Genomic DNA, 17635 nt, shown 5'->3' on the forward strand with positions numbered 1-17635 from the left:
GGTTTCAAAGATTTTCATCGGTATTTCGCCGAATGAATCGTCGATTGCCCGTTTTTTGACCTGCGCCAACCGGACAGGATACGCAGCGTGGTCCACCCGTTCGTCGCCCCGTTGCCCTTTTCCAACGGCCGGTCGGACGGCCTCCCGCAATCCCTTGCCAGGCTTGGCTGCCACGTTTTTTGTTTCGCATGCCCGACCGACTTGTTTACGCCACGCTCGCGCTTCGCGACGACGGCACGCTCGTCTCGCCCGAGTTCGGCGAGCTTCATCGCGGCGCATCCGGCACGCTCGCGCACGCGCATCGCGCGTTCGTCGCGGGCAACGGGCTGCCCGCGCGCTGGCAGCGCCGTCGAACGTTCACGATCGTCACGACCGAATTCGGCGCGGGCGCCGGCTTCCTTGCGGCCTGGGCCGCGTGGCGCGACGATCCTGCGCGCTGCGAACGGCTGCATGTCGTCGCGCTCGAGCCGCACCCGTTCTCGCGCGACGACCTGCGTCGAGCGGTTTCGCATATGGTTGCAGACACAACCATATCGGCGGACGCCGATGCATTGATCGATGCATGGCCGATCCTCGTGCCGGGCCTGCACCGGCTCGAATTCGACGAAGGACGCGTGGTGCTCACGCTCGCGTTCGGCGATGCGATCGACCTGTCGAAGAAGCTCGTCGCGCGCGCCGATGCGTTTTTTCTCGACGGCGCCGCGGCATCGGCCGACGGAATCCGCGCACTCGCGAAAATCGCCGGCGAACACGCGACGTTTGCGACCCATGCAAAGTCCGCCGACGTGAAACACGCGCTCGGCGAAACAGGTTTCACGTTCCGCGAAGTCGACGATCGTCTCGTCGGCGAATATGCGCCGCGCTGGCGCGCGCGCCGACACGAGCCGCCGCGTGCACTGCCCGTTGCAGCGCGCCGGGCGATCGTGATCGGTGCGGGCCTCGCCGGCTGCGCAGTGGTCGAACGCCTGGCTGCACGCGGCTGGGACGTCACGCTGATCGAGCGGCACGAACGGATCGCCAGCGAAGCGTCGGGCAACCCGGCCGGGGTTTTTCATCCGTTGATGACGCGCGACGACAACGTCGCGAGCCGGCTCACGCGCGGCGGCTTCCTGCACGCGATCGCACGCTGGCACGCCCTCGAACGCGCAGGGCATGCGTTCGCGCGCAGCACGCACGGGATGATCCATCTCGCCGAATCGGCCGACGATTTCGCGCGGATGCGCGACGCGTTCGATGCGTTCGGCGCGCCGTCGGACTATGCAACCCTGCTCGATGCCGATGCCGCGCGTGCGCACCTGAATCTGCCGGTCGAGCATGGCGGCCTGCTGTTTCCGCACGGCGGCGCCGTCTGGCCGGCCGGCCTGTGCGCCGCGCAATATGCGGCGGCGGGCGAGCGCGTGCGCCTGCTTGCGTCCACCTGCGTCGCGCGGCTCGAACGACGGGGCGACACCTGGCATGCGCTCGACGATACCGGCGCCACGCTGGCCGATGCACCCGTCGTCGTGCTCGCGAACGCGGGCGACGCCGCGCGTCTTGCCGGGCTGCGGCATGTCGCGCTGCAACCGGTGCGCGGCCAGCTCACGCTGCTGCCACCGGACACGACGGCGCCGCTGCCGTGCCCGGCGATCGGCGACGGTTACGCGGTCCCGCTCGCCGACGGCACGCTGCTGATCGGCGCAACGTTCGAGCCCGACGACACCGATCCCGCGATGCGTACGGCCGGCCACGTCGAAAACCTCGAGCGCGTGCGGCACCTGCTGCCGGGCCTGATTGGCGACCTGCCGGACCCCGCCACGCTGCGCGGGCGCGTGGCGTTGCGCTGGGTGGTCGGCGACCGCCTGCCGCTCCTCGGCCCGCTCGCCGACGAAGCGCAGGCCACCGCGAACGCACGCGCGCTCGGCGGTGCGCAGGCGCGCGACCTGCCGCGCCTGCCCGGCCTCTACGGCGCATTCGGCTTCGGTTCGCGCGGCCTCGTGTGGGCTGCGCTCGGCGCCGAGCTGATCGCCTCGCAACTCGAAGGCGAGCCGTGGCCGCTCGAGCGCGAACTCGCCGACGCGGTCGATCCCGCCCGTTTCCTGATCCGCGCGCTGCGCGCACGCCGCGTCGGTCCGACGAGCTGATCGGCCGCGCCTTTCTCACAGTTTCCCCGATTTTCCCGCGCAAGGTTATCCACGCGATGCTGTGGATAACCACGCGGAATCCGCGCGCACTTCGTGTGCAATCACAGTGGACGTAAACTGGGCAACTCCGCACAGCTGTGAAGCGGCCCGAAAGTTGCTCAACTCAAACGTCTGTGCACGAACAGCCTGTGCAACCGGTTATGGTTTCGCCAACGCATTGATCCAACAGCGTAAACCGGAGTTATCCACAGAACTGTGCGTCCTTTGTTAACTTCTACTACGTATATATACAAGTAAACCTTTGAAACCAAAGACCTGTGGTGCCGCACAGCGCCGCGAGTCGATTCGGTCGGTTCCGGAGCGAAAAAGCTGTGGCACAATCGGTTTCCTTCGCGTTCGTTCGGCCAGGCGCCGGACATGCTTCAATGGAACGGTCGGCATGATTTCGAATCTGAACCTTCGAGTCCGCCAGTCCGTTCACACACCAGGCCGACAATCCAGATCGGCAACCTGAACGACGTTCCACCCTGTGGCGGAACAGGCGGATCCCATGTACCGCCGTCGTCGAGCACAACAATCACATTCGGGGCAATACCCAGCCGGCGCGCATCCATTCCTGTCGCTTGACCCGTGTCGCTGGCGGTTGCTTCCAAAGGAGAAGTCACCACGATGAAGTCGGCGTTCTCATTCCTGCCCAACTGGCCACTCGCGCCGGATGCCGTGTTCTGGGCCGGGCTCGCGCTGTTCGCCGCCGGCCTGTGCGGCGAGCTGTGCTATCGCGCGTGGCGTCTGCCGCGCATCACCGGCTATGCCGTGATCGGCCTGATCGCCGGTTCGTTCGGATTCGGCGTGATCGACGCGAGCACCGACGAAACCTCGCGGCTGCTGATGGACGTCGCGCTCGGCCTGCTGCTGTTCGAACTCGGCAGCCGCCTCGACCTGCGCTGGATTCGGCGCAATCCGTGGCTCGTCGCGTCGAGCCTCGCGGAAGCCACGCTCACGTTCGTGCTCGTACTGTTCGTGATGCTCGCGCTCGGCGTATCGGGGATGGTCGCGCTGGTGCTGTCGGCGATCGCGATCGCGACGTCGCCGTCGATGGTGATCCAGCTCAAGACCGAACTGCGCGCGGAAGGGCAGGTGTCGCAACGCCTCATCACGCTCACCGCGCTGAACAGCGTGTACGCGATCGTGCTGACCAAGCTCGTGACGAGCTGGCTGCACCAGGAAGCGTACGGCAACGTTTTCGCGACGATCCTGCAACCGCTTTACCTGCTCGCCGGTTCTTTCATCGTCGCGTATCTCGTCGCGCGTTCGTGCAATTACCTGTTCCGTCACATGACCGCGACGATGCGCGACGAGCATTCGTTCGTCGCGCTGTTCGGGCTCGTGATGCTCGCGATTGCCGTCGCGCAGGCGTTGAAGCTGTCGACGCTGCTCACGCTGCTGCTCGCCGGCATCATCGTGAAGAACCTCGAAGCGCGGCCGCAACTGTGGCCCGAGCATTTCGGCACGGCCGGCTGGCTGCTGACGGTGGTGCTGTTCGTGCTGACGCTCACGTCGTTCACGTGGGGCGACATCGCGCTCGGCGGGTTGCTCGCGATCGTGCTGATCGTCACGCGGCTCGCCGCGAAGCTGGCCGGCGTCGTCGCGTTCGCGAAGCCGAGCGGTCTCGGGATGAAGCAGGGCGTCGCACTCGGCATCGCGCTCACGCCGATGTCCGCGCTGTCGTACCTGCTCGTCGACGACACCTACCAGCTCTACCCGAATTTCGACCCGCACCTGCGCGCGATCGTGATGTGCTCGATCGTGATCCTGCAGCTCGTCAGCCCGTTCGTCGTCTACCGCTGCCTGTCGGCGGTCGGCGAACGCAGCGACGGCAACTGATTCCGGAACCTGCCATGGCACTCGAAACCTTCGTCAATTCCGAACCGTTCACGTTCGGCGTCGAACTGGAGATCCAGGTCGTCAATACGCACAATTACGACCTGACCAAAGCGGCATCCGACCTGATGCGCCTGATCCAGGGCGAGACCTTTCCGGGCAACATCACGCCGGAAATCACCGAAAGCATGATCGAGCTGTCGACCGGCATCTGCCATTCGCACGAGCAGGCCGTCAGCGAGCTGCATGCGATCCGCGACGTGCTCGTGAAGGCAGCCGACCAGCTCAACGTCGGGCTGGCCGGCGGCGGCACGCATGCGTTCCAGCAATGGAGCGACCGGCAGATCTACGATGCGCCGCGCTTCCAGTACATCTCCGAGCTGTACGGCTATCTCGCGAAGCAGTTCACCGTGTTCGGCCAGCACGTGCACATCGGTTGCCCCGATCCCGACAGCGCGCTGTTCCTGCTGCACTCGATGTCGCGCTTCATTCCGCACTTCATCGCGCTGTCCGCGTCGTCGCCATTCGTGCAGAACGTCGATACGGGCTTCCATTCGGCACGCCTGAATTCGGTGTTCGCGTTCCCGCTGTCGGGCCGCGCGCCGTTCGTGCTGACCTGGGACAGCTTCGAGGAGTACTTCACGAAGATGGTGAACACGGGCGTCGTCAATTCGATGAAGGACTTCTACTGGGATATCCGGCCGAAGCCCGGCTACGGCACGATCGAGGTGCGCGTGATGGACACGCCGCTGTCGGTCGACCGCGCGGCGGCGATCGCCTGTTACATCCAGACGCTCGCACGCTACCTGCTGACCGACCGGCCGCTGAAGCTGTCGGAGGACGATTACCTCGTCTACACGTTCAACCGTTTCGAAGCGTGCCGTTTCGGGCTCGAAGGCACCTGCGTGAATCCTCAGACGGGCGAGCGCCGCACGATCGCGGAAGACATCCTCGACACGCTCGACCGAATCGCGCCGCATGCGGCTGCGCTCGGTTCGCGCGCGGCGCTCGACGAGATCGGTGCGCTCGCGAAGGCGCGCGTGAACGACGCATCGTGGTTGAGAACCGTTTTCAAACAGGAAAAATCGCTGAACGAGACGGTCCGGCAGCAGTGCTTACGTTGGCGCGAGTGAAAAAATGTTTTGCAGATTGCGGGATCGACCGCGGCGCGATTCGCTGAATGGCGCTCGCCGCCGCGTCCGGCCGAACGCGTCGCCAGTCGTCCTGAAAATCTGTGGATAACCCGATATTCCACTGCAAAGTCAACGCTCTGCGGGCGGGATAACCCGGTGGATCATCAACGTGCGGCCGGTGGCCGATCCGAACAGGAAAATACCGGCGCGCCCCGCTTCGCGGGCTCGTGACATTGCGCGCACAACGAAAAATTGCGGTTATCCAGCGATTTTCCACAGAGTGCAGGGGATAACTTAGCTGTGCGATTTTCCGCTCTCGCTTAGAATGTCGGCTTTGCGGACACCGGAAACGATGCGTGTCTCTCCGGTCGCCGCGAACGCGACCGCCGCGTGTGCCTCGCGACGGCCGTGCTGACGCACTCGAAAGAGTGCGTCTGTTTTGAGACGGGATTCGATCTCCACACTACGGCCGCTCGGCCAACCGGGCGGCGGCAAAGCGAAAAGACTATGAGCGAAGGCGTTTACGGGAACCAGGCTGCGGGACGTGTGACCCACAGCCTGCTGCGGTTGAGCACGGCCATGCGGAGCGAGGCATGGGATTGGGCGGAAGGCGCTGGCCTCACGCCGACGCAGGGCGAGATTCTCGTGCTGCTGTTGCAGCGCAAGGGCCCGATGCGGCTCGGCGAGATCGCGCGCGAGACGCAGCTCACCGCGGCCACGACGAGCGATGCGGTCAGCACGCTCGAGACGAAGGGGCTCGTCGAGAAGCGCCGTGCGCTGGACGACGGCCGGGCACTGGCCGTGCGCCTGTCGGCGCGTGGCCGCACGGCCGCGAAGAAGGCGCTGCAATGGCCTGAATTCCTGACGAAAGCGGTGGGCAAGCTCGGCGCGGACGAGCAGGGCACGCTGTATCGCGCGCTGCTGAAGACGCTGCGCGAGCTGCAGGTGGCCGGCGCGACGCCGCCGCAACGCATGTGCCTCACGTGCACGCATTTCCAGCCGGGCAAGCTATCGAAGAAGACCGTGCATCACTGCGCGGCGCTCGACATCTCGATGTCCGACAGCGATCTGCGTCTCGACTGCCCGGTGCAGGAAGAAGCCGACGCGGCGACGCAGAAGAAGACCTGGAAGATTTTCGCTGGCTGACGTCCGTCGATCGACCGGGAGGCCGATGATGAACGCTGAAGTCGTGGCGATCCGCCACGTGCATTTCGAGGATCTCGGGAGCTTCGAGCAGGTGCTCGGCGAACGCGGTCGACGGGTGCGCTATGTCGATGTCGGATCGTCGCGGGTCGAGGTGCTCGACGTGCTCGAGCCGTCGCTGCTCGTCGTGCTCGGCGGGCCGCTCAGCGTGTACGACGATGCGCAGTATCCGACGATCGCGCCGCTGCTGGCGCTCGTGCGCCAGCGCATCGACGCGGGGCTGCCGATCCTCGGCATCTGCCTCGGCGCGCAGTTCATCGCGCGGGCGCTCGGGGCGCACGTCTATCCGGCCGCCCGGCACGAACTCGGCTGGGCGCCGCTGACGCTCACCGATGCCGGCCGCGCGTCGCCGTTGCGCCATCTCGACGGCGCGACGACGTCGATGCTGCACTGGCATGGCGATACGTTCGACCTGCCGGGCGGTGCGATCCATCTCGCGTCGACGCCGGCCTGCCGCCACCAGGCATTCGCATGGGGGCAGCACGTGCTGGCGTTGCAATGTCATCCCGAGATCCGTACCGATCGCTTCGAACCGTGGCTGATCGCGAACGCCGGCGAAATCGCCGCGACGCCCGGCGTCGACGCGCGCCAGTTGCGTGCCGATACCGCGCAGCACGGCCCCGCGCTCGAGACGGCTGCACGGCGCATGTTCGCGGAGTGGCTCGGCAGCGTCGGGCTCTGACGTCGCGGGCAGTCCCGTCCGCTGCAACGGTCGGAGCCGGCCTGCATCCGTTGTGGGGCCGGCGCATCGCCGTACACCGCACATTCCGCGCACCGCCTGCATCCCGGCCGGCCGTACCTGACCATCCGCTTACTGTCGTTCGCGCCGTCTGCACGCTTCGGGCGTGCGTGCTACGCTCGTCCGCTCTTTCCCTTTCCTGGCGAGCGGCTTCCATGACTGCGCTGTTTTCTCCGTTCACGCTGCGCGGCGTGACCCTTCCGAACCGGATCGTGATTTCCCCGATGTGCCAGTACTCGGCCGAACGCGGCGAAGCGACCGACTGGCACATGATTCACCTCGGCCATCTCGCGCTGTCGGGCGCGGGGCTGCTATGCATCGAAGCGACCGCGGTGGAACCCGACGGGCGCATCACGCATGGCGACCTCGGCCTGTGGGACGACGTGACCGAAGCCGCGCTGAAGCCGGTGCTGGCCGCGATCCGCAAGCATTCGCCGGTTCGCGTCGCGATGCAGTTGTCGCATGCGGGGCGCAAGGCGTCGAGCGCGGCGCCGTGGGAAGGCGGCCAGCTCGTGCCGGTCGCCGACGGCGGCTGGTTGCCGCACGGGCCGTCGGCCGTGCCGCACAAGGACGGCGAGACGCCGCCGCTCGCACTCGATGCCGCGGGCCTGAACCGTATCCGGGAAGCCTTCGCGGCGTCGGCCAGGCGGGCTGCTCGGCTCGGCATCGATGCGGTCGAAGTGCATGCGGCGCACGGCTACTTGCTGCATCAGTTCCTGTCTCCGCTCGCGAACCGGCGCATCGACGAATACGGCGGTTCGCGCGAAAACCGGATGCGGTTTCCGCTCGAGATCTTCGAGATCGTGCGCGCCGCGTTTCCGGAAGACCGGCCGGTCGGCGTGCGCGTGTCCGCGACCGACTGGGTCGAAGGCGGCTGGGAGCTCGACGATACGATCGCGTTTGCGCACGAACTGAAGCGCCGCGGCTGCGACTGGATCGACGTGTCGTCCGGCGGCGTGTCGCCGCTCCAGAAGATTCCGCTGTCGCCCGGTTACCAGGTGCCGTTCGCGCAGGCCGTGAAGCGGGCGGTCGGCATGCCGACGATCGCGGTCGGCCTGATCAACGAACCCGAGCATGCGGACCGGCTGATCGAGGCCGGCGATGCCGATCTCGTCGCGATGGCGCGTGCGATGCTGTACGACCCGCGCTGGCCGTGGCACGCGGCGGCCGAACTCGGCGCGCAGGTGACGGCGCCGCCGCAATACTGGCGTTCGCAACCGCGCGAGCACAAGGCGCTGTTCGGCGACGTCGCATTCGGCCAGCGCTGAGCCCATCGCGCAATATTGCGCGCGATGTTGAACGAAGCAATCGTGAACGTGTAGGATGCGGGTGATTCGCCGCATGCCCCGACGCGGCACCGACCGGTGCCGCGTTTTCGTTTGGCGCGGCGCCCGGCCGCGTTCGCGGTCGCTTCCATTCAAGTCGTCTTCACAAGGATTCGTTCGATGAGTTCACGCAGGATCGCGGTGCGCCGCTCGGGAGTACACGGCAAGGGCGTGTTCGCCGTGGCGCCGATCAAGGCCGGCGAGCGCGTAGTGGAATACAAGGGCGAGCGAATCTCGTGGAAGGAAGCGCTGCGTCGTCATCCGCACGACCCGAGCGAGCCGAATCATACGTTCTACTTCGCACTCGACGAAGGCGGCGTGATCGACGGCAAGATCGACGGCAACAGCGCGCGCTGGATCAACCATTCGTGCGCGCCGAACTGCGAAGCCGAGGAGGTCAAGGGCCGCGTATTCATCCACGCGTTGCGCGACATCGGCCCGGAAGAGGAACTGTTCTACGACTACGGCCTCGTGATCGACGCGAAGCTGACGAAGAAGCTCAAGCGCGAATACGCGTGCCACTGCGGTGCGGAGTCGTGCCGCGGCACGTTGCTCGCGACGTCCGACGAAAGCGGGAAGAAAAAAAAGAAGAAGGGCAGGAAGGACGGCAAATCCGCGTCCGGTTCGAAGGACAAGAAGAACCGGAAGTGATGCAGGCGGCAGCGCATTTCGCGCTGCCGCTGTCGTTTCGGCCAACGGGTGGCGCGTCGTAGCGGGCCGTCGTTCGCTTTCCTTCTCCGGCGGGCCGCCCGGTCGAAACGGGCCGACGGCCTCCCGCCGCGAATCGCTCAGTGCGTCGGCGCCGCAGCCGGCATTTCGCCGGCCGGCTTCTCCGTGCGCGCGGCGAGCGGCACCCTCACCACGAAGCGCGAGCCGCCTTCCGGTGCATCCTCGTACGACACGGTGCCGCCGTGCATCGCAATGATGTCGTGCACGATCGCGAGCCCCAGCCCGGCGCCCGTTTCGACGCCGTTGCCGCTTTGCGCGTCGCCGCGGAAGAAGCGCTTGAACAGGTCGGCCTGCTGGTTCGCGGGCACGCCGGGGCCGTTGTCCTCGACGACGATCTCGGCGGCAGGCTGGCTGTCCTCGAGCGCGGCGCGCGCGACGTTCACCGTGATCCGCGCGCCGTCCGGCCGCGCGAGCGGCACGTATTTCAGCGCATTGTCGAGCAGGTTCGCGATCACCTCGCGCAGCAGCACGGGGTTGCCGCGCACGATCAGCGTCTCGTCGTCGCCCGCGTCGTCGCTGCGCTGGAAGCCGAGGTCGACATGCGACGCGAGTGCGCGCGGCACCCATTCGGCGCCCGTCTCGAACGCCATCGCCGCGAGATCGACATCGACGAAGCGCGCGGCCTGTTCGCCCGGCTCGGCACGCGCGAGCGACAGCAACTGGTTGGACAGCCGCACCGCGCGATCCGCGGCCGCGCGCAGCTCGCGCACCGCGGCGAAGGTCTGGTGCGGGTCGCGCGCGACGGCCGCCTGCTCGGCATGCAGCTTCACCGCGGTGAGCGGCGTGCGCAACTGGTGGGCGGCATCGGCGATGAACTTGCGCTGCGCGTCGAGCGCGGTCTTCAGACGGCCGAGCAGCGCGTTCATCGCGCTCGTCAGCGGCCGGATCTCCAGCGGCACGTCGGTTTCGTCGACCGGTTCCAGCGACGTGTGGGTCTGCCGGTTCAGCGAATCGGCCAGATGCGTGAGCGGGCCCAGTTGCTGGTTCACGACGCGCCACACGATGCCCCAGCCCGCGAGCAGCAGCAGCAGCAGCGGCATCATGATCGCGACGAGGAATTCGGCCGCGATCCGGTAGCGGTGCCGCACCGGCTGCGCGACTTCGACGACCATCGGCCGACCGCCTTCGACGTTGTCGACGCGCACCTGCGCGACCCGCACCGCGCGGTTGTCGTACTCGGCCTCGAACACGTACGCGTGATGCATGCGGCGCACGTTGATGCCCTGCAGCGGCAGCTTCGGATCGCCGGCGAGTTCCTGCTCGCCGTCGCTGATCCGGTAGATCAGCGCTTCGGCCGGATCGGAGAACATCGCCTGCGCGAGCGGCGGCACAGTAAACGGCGCGTCGGGGCCGGCGATCTGGATCTGTTTGGAGATGGCGGTCGCGAGATCGGCGAGCGAGCGGTCGATCACGTGCTGCGTGTATTGCCACGCGAGCCAGTAGGCGATCAGGCCGCTCATCAGCGCGAGCATCGACAGCGGAGCGGCGAGGCGCCGGAGCAGCGAGCGGCGCAGGCTGGTGGTCACAGCCGGATCAGAAGACATTTCGACGGGCAAATGGATAGGCGCCGCTCACCGGGAGCGGCGCGGTCGTGCGCCGGGAGCGGCGATGCGGAGCAGCACGCATGCGCCGGCGGCACGCTGCCCGGCCGGCGCGCGGCGTCGCTCAGACGCTCGCCGTCTGGCGGATTTCCTGCAGCAGGTAGCCGAAACCGCGCACCGTGACGATTTCGACCCGGCACTGTTCGAGCTTCTTGCGTACGCGGTGCACGTAGACTTCGATCGCGGTGTCGCCGAGATCGCCGCCGAAGTGCGTGAGGTGATCCTGCAACTGGGCCTTGCTGACGACGCGGCCGTGACGCAGCAGCAGCATCTCGAGCACCGCGAATTCGCGCGGCGACAGTTCGAGCGGCTTGTCGTCGTTGAAGATGCGGCGGTCGACGCCCGACAGCCGGACGCCGCCGAGCGACACTTCCGGACGCGGCATGTCGCTGTGCGGGCCGCTGCGGCGCATCACCGCGCGGATGCGCGCTTCGAGCTCGGCCGGCTCGAACGGCTTGAGCATGTAGTCGTCGGCGCCGGAGTTCAGGCCCTGGATTCGGTCGTTCAGCTCGTCGCGCGCGGTCAGCACGATCACGGGCGTGTGACGGTTGGTCTGGCGGAAGCGCGTGAGCAGGGTCATCCCGTCGATGCCCGGCAGGCCGAGGTCGAGGATCACGAGTTCGTGGCGGTTCTGTGCCAGCGCCTGTTCGGCAAAAATGCCGTCATGCACCATGTCGACGGTGAAGCCAGCCTGCTCGAGGCTGCTCTGGATACCGCGTGCGATGGGGCGGTCGTCTTCGATCAGAAGGAGTCGCATGAAGTTCGCTCAAGTACAATGGGTTGGCGGTTCAGGCACGCGGACAGCACGAAGCCGTTTCCACAGGGACGCCGCATCGCCTGACATCAAGCATGGCGGCCAGCGAACGATTAGATCCAATCATGTCCGATATTTCGATCCACGACCTAGAAGCCGCGATCAATTTCTGGCGCGCCCGCTCGCCGTCGAGCGGCGACGAACTCAAACTCTGCGAAGAGGCCAGCGCGCTCTCCAAGCCGTATGCGCTGCTGATTGTACAGCGCGAAAGCGCGCTGCAACTGGAAGGATTGGACCCCAAGGCGCGGAAAGCGTACGAGACTTACGTGCGCCTTAAGGATGGCTTGGAAAGCTGAAGGCTTTCGCTGAGTACATCCTAGAAAACGTTTAGCAAAATGAAAAGTTGACGCGCCGCGCATCGACAGGAGGCGCGGCGGTGGAGGCGATACTCAGGCGCCCGGTTGCGCGTGTGCGGCGGCGCCGTCGATGAACCGCGCGAGTTCGATGTCGCGTTCGGTCAGCCCGTCGGCATCGTGGGTCGACAGCGTGACGTCGACGCGGTTGTACACGTTGAACCATTCCGGATGGTGATTCATCTCCTGCGCCTTGATCGCGACACGCGTCATGAAGCCGAATGCCTCGTTGAAATCGGCGAAGCGCAGGCGGCGCTGGATCGCGTCGCGGCCCGGCACGGCCGTCCAGAGCGGCAGGCCTTCGAGCCGGGTCTTGCGTTCTTCGGATGTGAGCTTGTGGATCATCTTGCACCTCTCGTTCGGTAACGGTGTCCGCCCGCGGCTGCGCCGCGCGGCGAAGCCGGCATCGTTCATTGTTTCATAGTTGCGGGAAGGGCGACGGGCAGCCGGCGACGGGCAACCGGCGGGTGCCGCGCGCCCAGCGCATCACGCGTCGTCGTCGTCGGGCCAGCCTTCGCCCGTGCCGCGATGCAGCACGCGGTCGGTCTCGAGCACCGCGCCGGCCGCGAATTCGGGCAATGCCGCGAGGCGGCCAGCCAGTGCGCGGCCGTCGACGTCGGCGAGCGCGAACAGTTGCGCGAAATCGTCGATCACGAAGTAAGTCTTCTGGAACGTGTCGATCCGATACTTCGTGCGCATCACGCGCTCGAGGTCGAACCCGAGCCGGTTCGGCGCCGCGCTTTCGAGGCTGTACAGGCTTTCGCCCTTGCTCGATACGATCCCGGCGCCGTAGATCGACAGCCCGTTGACCGCGCGCGGGTCGCGGATCAGCCCGAATTCCACCGTATACCAATAGAGGCGCGCGAGCCGCGCCAGCGCCGCTTCGTCGTCGGCAACCGCGAGCGCGGTGCGGCCATACGCCTGCATGTAGTCGGCGAACACCGGATCGATCAGCAGCGGCACGTGGCCGAACAGGTCGTGGAAGCAGTCGGGTTCCTGCAGGTAGTCGAGCTGGTCGGGACGGCGCATCCACCAGGTGACGGGAAAACGCCGGTTCGCGAGGTGCTCGAAGAACACGCGGTCGGGCACGAGGCCCGGCACCGCCACGATTTCCCAGCCGGTCACGGGCTTCAACTGGCGGTTCACGTCGGCGAACGACGGCACGCGATCGGCCGGCAGCTCGATCTTGCCGAGCCCGGCGACGAATGCATCGCACGCGCGGCCGCGCAGCAGCGCTGACTGGCGCGCATAGAGCTGCTTCCACACCGCGTGGTCGACCCGGCCGTAGCGCTGAAGCGGCTGGTCGATGGTGAAATCGGCGCGGGTTTCGAGGCCCGCGTCGAACTGCTCCTGCAGTTTCGCGGTGACGACGGTGGACATGATCAGGCTCTGCACGCTGTGGTTGGGATCATGCAAGTGTAGAGCGGGCTGTGCGCGGATTGGGCGCATAGTTGGCGTTGAATTGATTGATAATGCGATAATCGCGCATCAAATCAGGAATCGATGCGGAGAATACTCATGCTGGAACTCGATCACTTCGATCTCGCGCTGCTGGACGTGCTGCAGCGCTTCGGTCGCGCGACCCATCAGCAGCTGGGCGAGGAGGTGCCGCTGTCGCCGTCGCAGATCGGCCGGCGGTTGCAGCGGCTCGAGGCGGCCGGCGTGATCGAAGGCTACCGCGTGATGCTGCGGCCCGAAAAGCTCGGTCTCGGCGTGACCGCGTTCACGAGCCTGAAGCTCAAGCATCACGGCGATTCGATCATCGAGCAGTTCCAGCAGCAGATCGACGTGCTGCCGGAAGTGCTCGAATGCCATGCGGTGGTCGGCGATGCCGACTACCTGCTGCGGATCGTCGCGCCGGATCTCAACGCGCTGTCGCAGTTCGTGATGAAGAAGCTGATGCGCGTACCGGGCGTCGACAGCGTGCGCTCGAACATCGTGCTGACGACCTTCAAGCGCAACGGCGCGCTGCCGCTCGCGCATCTGGCGCCTGGCGCCGCGTGACGGGGAGGAGCCGCGGCGCCGGCGCCGAGGGCGGCCCGCGCGGGGCGCCCTCGGTGGGGCCGGATCAGGCCGTTTCGGGGCGGGTGTCGGCGTTCAGCAGATCGACGTACGCGACCGCGACGAGATCGTCCTGCGCCACGCCGAGCTTCGCGAACACCTCGTGCGCTTCGGCTTCGCCGCCGGCTTCGTCGTCGTCCGGGCCGAGCACGACTTCGAGCTCGATGAAATCGCCGAGTCCGTCGACGCGGTCGAGGTGGATGCGCGTACGGCCCGCGAGGTACACGTGCCGCTCCTTCGTCACGATCCCGCGCGTGGTCAGCGCGGTTGCGAGCAGCGAATGCATCGCATCGGGGTTCGTCACCGGGCTGCGCGTGTAGTACGACGCCTTCGGGCCGTCGCGGTCGTCGCGCTGATAGAAGATCAGCTCGGCCGGCGTGCCGTCCTCGAAGCGGCGCAGCTTCAGTCGGCCGCGCGGTACGTCGTAGAAGAAATCCTGCTGGCGGTAGAACAACGGCGCCTCGGTCGCGAGCTGAGCCGCCTGTTCGCGCAGCCGGTCGAATTCACGGGCGCGGGCTTTGATCTCGATGTTGCGGGCCATGCGGGTCTCCTTCAATCGGGGTCTCGCGGTGTGCGAACGCACAATCTAGCAAAAAGCCTGCGATGGCGGCGTGACGAGCGGACGGCACGCGGCGACACGACGCGGGGCGGGGATCGATCCGTAACGGCGACCCGCGGAATGCGTCGGGCACCGAAACCCGCTGAGCGAGCGGCTGCGTCGACATCAGCAACGCTCATATCGCCCACTGTGCTTCGATCAGCCGCAGCGCGGCCGCGATCGCGGGTTCGTCGCGCCGCTCGGCGAGCGTCACGAACGTCAGTTCGGTCGGCACCGTCACGCGCTCGACGATCGTCAGCGCATGCGCGTGCGCTTCGGCCAGCGCAGTCGAATCGCGCGCGAGCGTCAACCCGATCCCCGATTTGACGAGGTCGAGCATCGATTGCTCCTGGTCGACCTCGGCGACCTTCACCGGCTGCGCACCGGCGTCCGCGAAACGCCGCGACAGCAGCCGGTGGTGCGCGGACGCCGGCGGCGTCCAGATCCACGGCAGCGCGGCGAGCGCGCGCCAGTCGTGCGCGCGCTGCACGCGCTCCTTCCAGCCGGCCGGCGCGAGCACGCGGTACTGGAAATGGGTGAGCGCGAGGGTGTGGAACAGCGCGCCGTCGAGCGGATCGTCCTCGCCCGGCCGGCCGATGTAGTAGCCGACGTCGAGCGCCTGCGCGCGCACCTGTTCGATCACCCAGCCGGACATTCCGTGCCGCAGCGCGGTCTCGATTTGCGGATGGGTCTCGACCAGCGCGCGGAGAAAGCCGCCGAGCCGCAGGAACTCCGGGTCGAGAATCGTGCCGATCCGCAGCCGGCCGCGCACCTCGTGCCGCAGCGCGGCGGCGGCGCGCTGCACGTCGGCGGCCGCGGCGAGCGCGCGTTCCGCATGCGGCAGCAGCGTCTGGCCGTCGCGCGTGAGCGCGAGCCCGCGCGACGTACGCGTGAACAGCGCGACGCCGAGCGTTTCCTGCAGATGCTTGATCTGCAGGCTGACGGCCGGCTGCGTCAGGTGCAGCTGCGCGGCGGCGCGCGTCAGGTTGCCTTCGCGCGCGACCGTCGCGAACGCGCGGAGCAGGGTGAGATCCATCGTCGTGATATGAGCGCGGCTTATAACGCAGTTCAGCATAACTCATTGGATCGACGGCTGGCGCCCGGAGTACGCTACATCGATCGCGTCGCCCGCGACGCATAAAAAAGGAAGGAGACACGCCGTGAGTACTCAACGCACGCTCGAGGGCGAATTCGACTACGTGATCGTCGGCGCGGGCACCGCGGGCTGCGTGCTCGCGAACCGCCTGACCGAGGATCCCGACATCAGCGTGCTGCTGCTCGAAGCGGGCGGCAAGGACGACTATCACTGGATTCATATCCCGGTCGGCTATCTGTACTGCATCGGCAACCCGCGCACCGACTGGCTGTACAAGACGCAGCCCGAAGCGGCGCTCAACGGCCGCGCGCTGTCGTATCCGCGCGGCCGCGTACTGGGCGGCTGCTCGTCGATCAACGGGATGATCTACATGCGCGGCCAGCGCGAGGACTACGACAACTGGGCGCAGGAAACCGGCGACGCCGGCTGGTCGTGGGACAGCGTGCTGCCGATCTTCAAGCGCAGCGAGGATCACCATGCGGGCGCGAGCGACGCGCACGGCGCGGGCGGCTACTGGCGCGTCGAGAAGCAGCGGCTGCGCTGGGAGATCCTCGAATCGTTCGCACAGGCCGCGCAGCAGACGGGCATCCCCGCCACCAACGATTTCAACCGCGGCGACAATGCCGGGGTCGGTTACTTCGAAGTGAACCAGAAGCGCGGCGTGCGCTGGAATACGTCGAAGGCGTTCCTGCGGCCCGCGATGGCGCGCCCGAACCTGACCGTGATCACCGGCGCGCACGCGCAGCGCGTGATCTTCGACGGGCGGCGCGCAGTCGGCGTCGAATACCGCGGCGGCGGCGCCGATTACGTCGCGCGGGCGCGGGCGGAAGTGCTGCTGACGTCGGGCGCGGTGAATTCGCCGCAACTGCTCGAACTGTCGGGCATCGGCGACGGCCGGCGGCTGCAGGCGCTCGGCATCGACGTCGTGCAGGATCTGCCGGGCGTCGGCGAAAACCTGCAGGACCACCTGCAATTGCGGATGGCGTTTCGCGTCGACGGCGTGCGCACGCTCAACACGCTGTCCGCGCACTGGTGGGGCAAGCTGATGATCGGCGCCGAATACGCGCTGCTGCAGCGCGGGCCGATGTCGATGGCGCCGTCGCAACTGGGCGCATTCGCGAAATCGGACCCGGACGATCCCGCACTCATGCGCCCCGATCTCCAGTACCACGTGCAGCCGCTGTCGCTCGAACGTTTCGGCGAGCCGCTGCACGGCTTCAACGCCTTTACGGCGTCGGTCTGCCATTTGCGGCCGACGTCGCGCGGCAGCGTGCACGTCACGAGCGCCGATCCGGGCAGCGCACCGGCGATCGCGCCGAACTACCTGTCGACCGATCACGATCGGCACGTCGCCGCGAACGCGCTGCGCCTCACGCGCCGGATCGCGTCCGCGCCGGCGCTCGCGCGCTATCGTCCCGAGGAAGTCCTGCCGGGCCCGCAGTACCGGACCGAGGCCGAACTGATCGATGCGGCCGGCGCCGTCGGCACGACGATCTTCCACCCGGTCGGCACCTGCCGGATGGGGCGCGCCGACGACGCGCGCGCGGTAGTCGACAGCCGGCTGCGCGTGCGCGGCATCGCCGGGTTGCGGATCGTCGATGCGTCGGTGATGCCGTTCATCACGTCGGGCAACACCAATTCGCCGACGCTGATGATCGCCGAGCGCGCGAGCGACATGATTCGTGCCGACCGCCGTGCGGCGCGGGAAACGGCGCCGGTGCGCACCGAGGCCGCGGTGACGGCTGCATGACGGCCCGCTGAGACGCGCGCCAGCGGGCCGTCATGCGAATCCCGCTCGCTGATTCGATATGCGAAACAAGCTGCCGTCGCTTTCGCTCGAACGGCAAGATCCGTGCAAGCCGCGCCGTCGCGCGGTTTTTTTCGGCGCGTGGGTGCCACGTCCTGCAACAGGTCAACGCGTGATGATGCACGTATCAAAAAAACGCGGTGAAAAACCGTGCGCAGCCGCGTCCGACAAGGCG

At 67.1% G+C, this 17635-nt stretch carries 16 protein-coding genes; 10 read left to right on the plus strand and 6 right to left on the minus strand.

The genetic code is table 11. The features are described 5' to 3' along the window. Positions 1 to 188: 188 nt before the first annotated feature. The 7 genes from mnmC (at position 189) to WS61_RS21170 (ending at position 9052) form a co-directional block, all read left to right on the plus strand. Complete coding sequence (gene mnmC / locus WS61_RS21140; RefSeq protein ID WP_059503128.1) at positions 189 to 2120, plus strand: bifunctional tRNA (5-methylaminomethyl-2-thiouridine)(34)-methyltransferase MnmD/FAD-dependent 5-carboxymethylaminomethyl-2-thiouridine(34) oxidoreductase MnmC; 1932 nt, start codon at positions 189 to 191, stop codon at positions 2118 to 2120. 669 nt (positions 2121 to 2789) lie between these two features. After that, entirely contained in the window at positions 2790 to 4004 is a 1215-nt protein-coding gene (locus WS61_RS21145; protein ID WP_034209665.1) for a cation:proton antiporter, read from the plus strand. A 14-nt stretch (positions 4005 to 4018) separates the two neighbouring features. Continuing rightward, the gene (locus WS61_RS21150) at positions 4019 to 5134 is read left to right on the plus strand and encodes a YbdK family carboxylate-amine ligase (protein WP_006490006.1); all 1116 of its coding nucleotides are present in this window, start codon (positions 4019 to 4021) and stop codon (positions 5132 to 5134) included. A 507-nt stretch (positions 5135 to 5641) separates the two neighbouring features. Then, on the plus strand, positions 5642 to 6280 hold the full coding sequence (locus tag WS61_RS21155; RefSeq protein ID WP_059503130.1) for a MarR family winged helix-turn-helix transcriptional regulator: 639 nt from the start codon (positions 5642 to 5644) through the stop codon (positions 6278 to 6280). Positions 6281 to 6308: 28 nt separating this feature from the next. Next, entirely contained in the window at positions 6309 to 7019 is a 711-nt protein-coding gene (locus WS61_RS21160) for a glutamine amidotransferase (RefSeq protein ID WP_059503387.1), read from the plus strand. Between the two features lie 212 nt (positions 7020 to 7231). Beyond that, positions 7232 to 8344 (plus strand): NADH:flavin oxidoreductase/NADH oxidase, encoded by a 1113-nt coding sequence (locus WS61_RS21165; protein ID WP_059503132.1) that lies wholly within the window; start codon positions 7232 to 7234, stop codon positions 8342 to 8344. 177 nt (positions 8345 to 8521) lie between these two features. Continuing rightward, positions 8522 to 9052, plus strand: a complete 531-nt coding sequence (locus WS61_RS21170; protein ID WP_059503134.1) for an SET domain-containing protein — start codon at positions 8522 to 8524, stop codon at positions 9050 to 9052. A 137-nt stretch (positions 9053 to 9189) separates the two neighbouring features. Here WS61_RS21170 and WS61_RS21175 read toward each other — a convergent pair whose 3' ends face one another. Both WS61_RS21175 and WS61_RS21180 read right to left on the minus strand, forming a co-directional pair. Further along, the gene (locus tag WS61_RS21175; RefSeq protein ID WP_059503136.1) at positions 9190 to 10674 is read right to left on the minus strand and encodes a sensor histidine kinase; all 1485 of its coding nucleotides are present in this window, start codon (positions 10672 to 10674) and stop codon (positions 9190 to 9192) included. Positions 10675 to 10795: 121 nt separating this feature from the next. Next, the gene (locus WS61_RS21180) at positions 10796 to 11488 is read right to left on the minus strand and encodes a response regulator transcription factor (RefSeq protein ID WP_006401494.1); all 693 of its coding nucleotides are present in this window, start codon (positions 11486 to 11488) and stop codon (positions 10796 to 10798) included. 122 nt (positions 11489 to 11610) lie between these two features. Here WS61_RS21180 and WS61_RS21185 point away from each other — a divergent pair, with 122 nt between their 5' ends. Beyond that, positions 11611 to 11841, plus strand: coding sequence for a DUF3717 domain-containing protein (locus WS61_RS21185; protein ID WP_006401493.1), 231 nt, complete (start codon positions 11611 to 11613; stop codon positions 11839 to 11841). 93 nt (positions 11842 to 11934) lie between these two features. Here the strand turns inward: WS61_RS21185 and WS61_RS21190 are convergent, their stop codons facing one another. Together WS61_RS21190 and phhA are read right to left on the minus strand one after the other, a co-directional pair. Then, positions 11935 to 12312, minus strand: coding sequence for a 4a-hydroxytetrahydrobiopterin dehydratase (locus WS61_RS21190; RefSeq protein WP_257127321.1), 378 nt, complete (start codon positions 12310 to 12312; stop codon positions 11935 to 11937). A 72-nt stretch (positions 12313 to 12384) separates the two neighbouring features. Next, positions 12385 to 13278 (minus strand): phenylalanine 4-monooxygenase, encoded by an 894-nt coding sequence (phhA, locus tag WS61_RS21195; RefSeq protein ID WP_059503388.1) that lies wholly within the window; start codon positions 13276 to 13278, stop codon positions 12385 to 12387. A gap of 138 nt (positions 13279 to 13416) precedes the next feature. Here phhA and WS61_RS21200 point away from each other — a divergent pair, with 138 nt between their 5' ends. Then, entirely contained in the window at positions 13417 to 13902 is a 486-nt protein-coding gene (locus WS61_RS21200) for an Lrp/AsnC family transcriptional regulator (RefSeq protein ID WP_006408082.1), read from the plus strand. A 64-nt stretch (positions 13903 to 13966) separates the two neighbouring features. Here WS61_RS21200 and WS61_RS21205 read toward each other — a convergent pair whose 3' ends face one another. Together WS61_RS21205 and WS61_RS21210 are read right to left on the minus strand one after the other, a co-directional pair. Then, on the minus strand, positions 13967 to 14500 hold the full coding sequence (locus WS61_RS21205; protein WP_059503138.1) for a class IV adenylate cyclase: 534 nt from the start codon (positions 14498 to 14500) through the stop codon (positions 13967 to 13969). Between the two features lie 193 nt (positions 14501 to 14693). Continuing rightward, the gene (locus WS61_RS21210; RefSeq protein ID WP_059503140.1) at positions 14694 to 15593 is read right to left on the minus strand and encodes a LysR family transcriptional regulator; all 900 of its coding nucleotides are present in this window, start codon (positions 15591 to 15593) and stop codon (positions 14694 to 14696) included. Between the two features lie 124 nt (positions 15594 to 15717). Here WS61_RS21210 and WS61_RS21215 point away from each other — a divergent pair, with 124 nt between their 5' ends. Continuing rightward, complete coding sequence (locus tag WS61_RS21215; RefSeq protein ID WP_059503142.1) at positions 15718 to 17403, plus strand: GMC family oxidoreductase; 1686 nt, start codon at positions 15718 to 15720, stop codon at positions 17401 to 17403. The last annotated feature ends 232 nt before the right edge of the window (positions 17404 to 17635 follow it).

This window comes from Burkholderia sp. ABCPW 11 (assembly GCF_001523445.1).
Taxonomy (GTDB): domain Bacteria; phylum Pseudomonadota; class Gammaproteobacteria; order Burkholderiales; family Burkholderiaceae; genus Burkholderia.

Coding starts and splice junctions, on each gene's coding strand:
- WS61_RS21145 (WP_034209665.1), top strand. CDS start 2,790: ATGAAGTCGGCGTTCTCATTCCTGCCCAACTGGCCACTCGCGCCGGAT.
- WS61_RS21205 (WP_059503138.1), bottom strand. CDS start 14,500: ATGGCCCGCAACATCGAGATCAAAGCCCGCGCCCGTGAATTCGACCGG.
- WS61_RS21175 (WP_059503136.1), bottom strand. CDS start 10,674: ATGTCTTCTGATCCGGCTGTGACCACCAGCCTGCGCCGCTCGCTGCTC.
- WS61_RS21165 (WP_059503132.1), top strand. CDS start 7,232: ATGACTGCGCTGTTTTCTCCGTTCACGCTGCGCGGCGTGACCCTTCCG.
- WS61_RS21185 (WP_006401493.1), top strand. CDS start 11,611: ATGTCCGATATTTCGATCCACGACCTAGAAGCCGCGATCAATTTCTGG.
- WS61_RS21155 (WP_059503130.1), top strand. CDS start 5,642: ATGAGCGAAGGCGTTTACGGGAACCAGGCTGCGGGACGTGTGACCCAC.
- phhA (WP_059503388.1), bottom strand. CDS start 13,278: ATGTCCACCGTCGTCACCGCGAAACTGCAGGAGCAGTTCGACGCGGGC.
- WS61_RS21180 (WP_006401494.1), bottom strand. CDS start 11,488: ATGCGACTCCTTCTGATCGAAGACGACCGCCCCATCGCACGCGGTATC.
- WS61_RS21170 (WP_059503134.1), top strand. CDS start 8,522: ATGAGTTCACGCAGGATCGCGGTGCGCCGCTCGGGAGTACACGGCAAG.
- WS61_RS21200 (WP_006408082.1), top strand. CDS start 13,417: ATGCTGGAACTCGATCACTTCGATCTCGCGCTGCTGGACGTGCTGCAG.
- WS61_RS21160 (WP_059503387.1), top strand. CDS start 6,309: ATGAACGCTGAAGTCGTGGCGATCCGCCACGTGCATTTCGAGGATCTC.
- WS61_RS21150 (WP_006490006.1), top strand. CDS start 4,019: ATGGCACTCGAAACCTTCGTCAATTCCGAACCGTTCACGTTCGGCGTC.
- WS61_RS21210 (WP_059503140.1), bottom strand. CDS start 15,593: ATGGATCTCACCCTGCTCCGCGCGTTCGCGACGGTCGCGCGCGAAGGC.
- mnmC (WP_059503128.1), top strand. CDS start 189: ATGCCCGACCGACTTGTTTACGCCACGCTCGCGCTTCGCGACGACGGC.
- WS61_RS21190 (WP_257127321.1), bottom strand. CDS start 12,312: ATGAACGATGCCGGCTTCGCCGCGCGGCGCAGCCGCGGGCGGACACCG.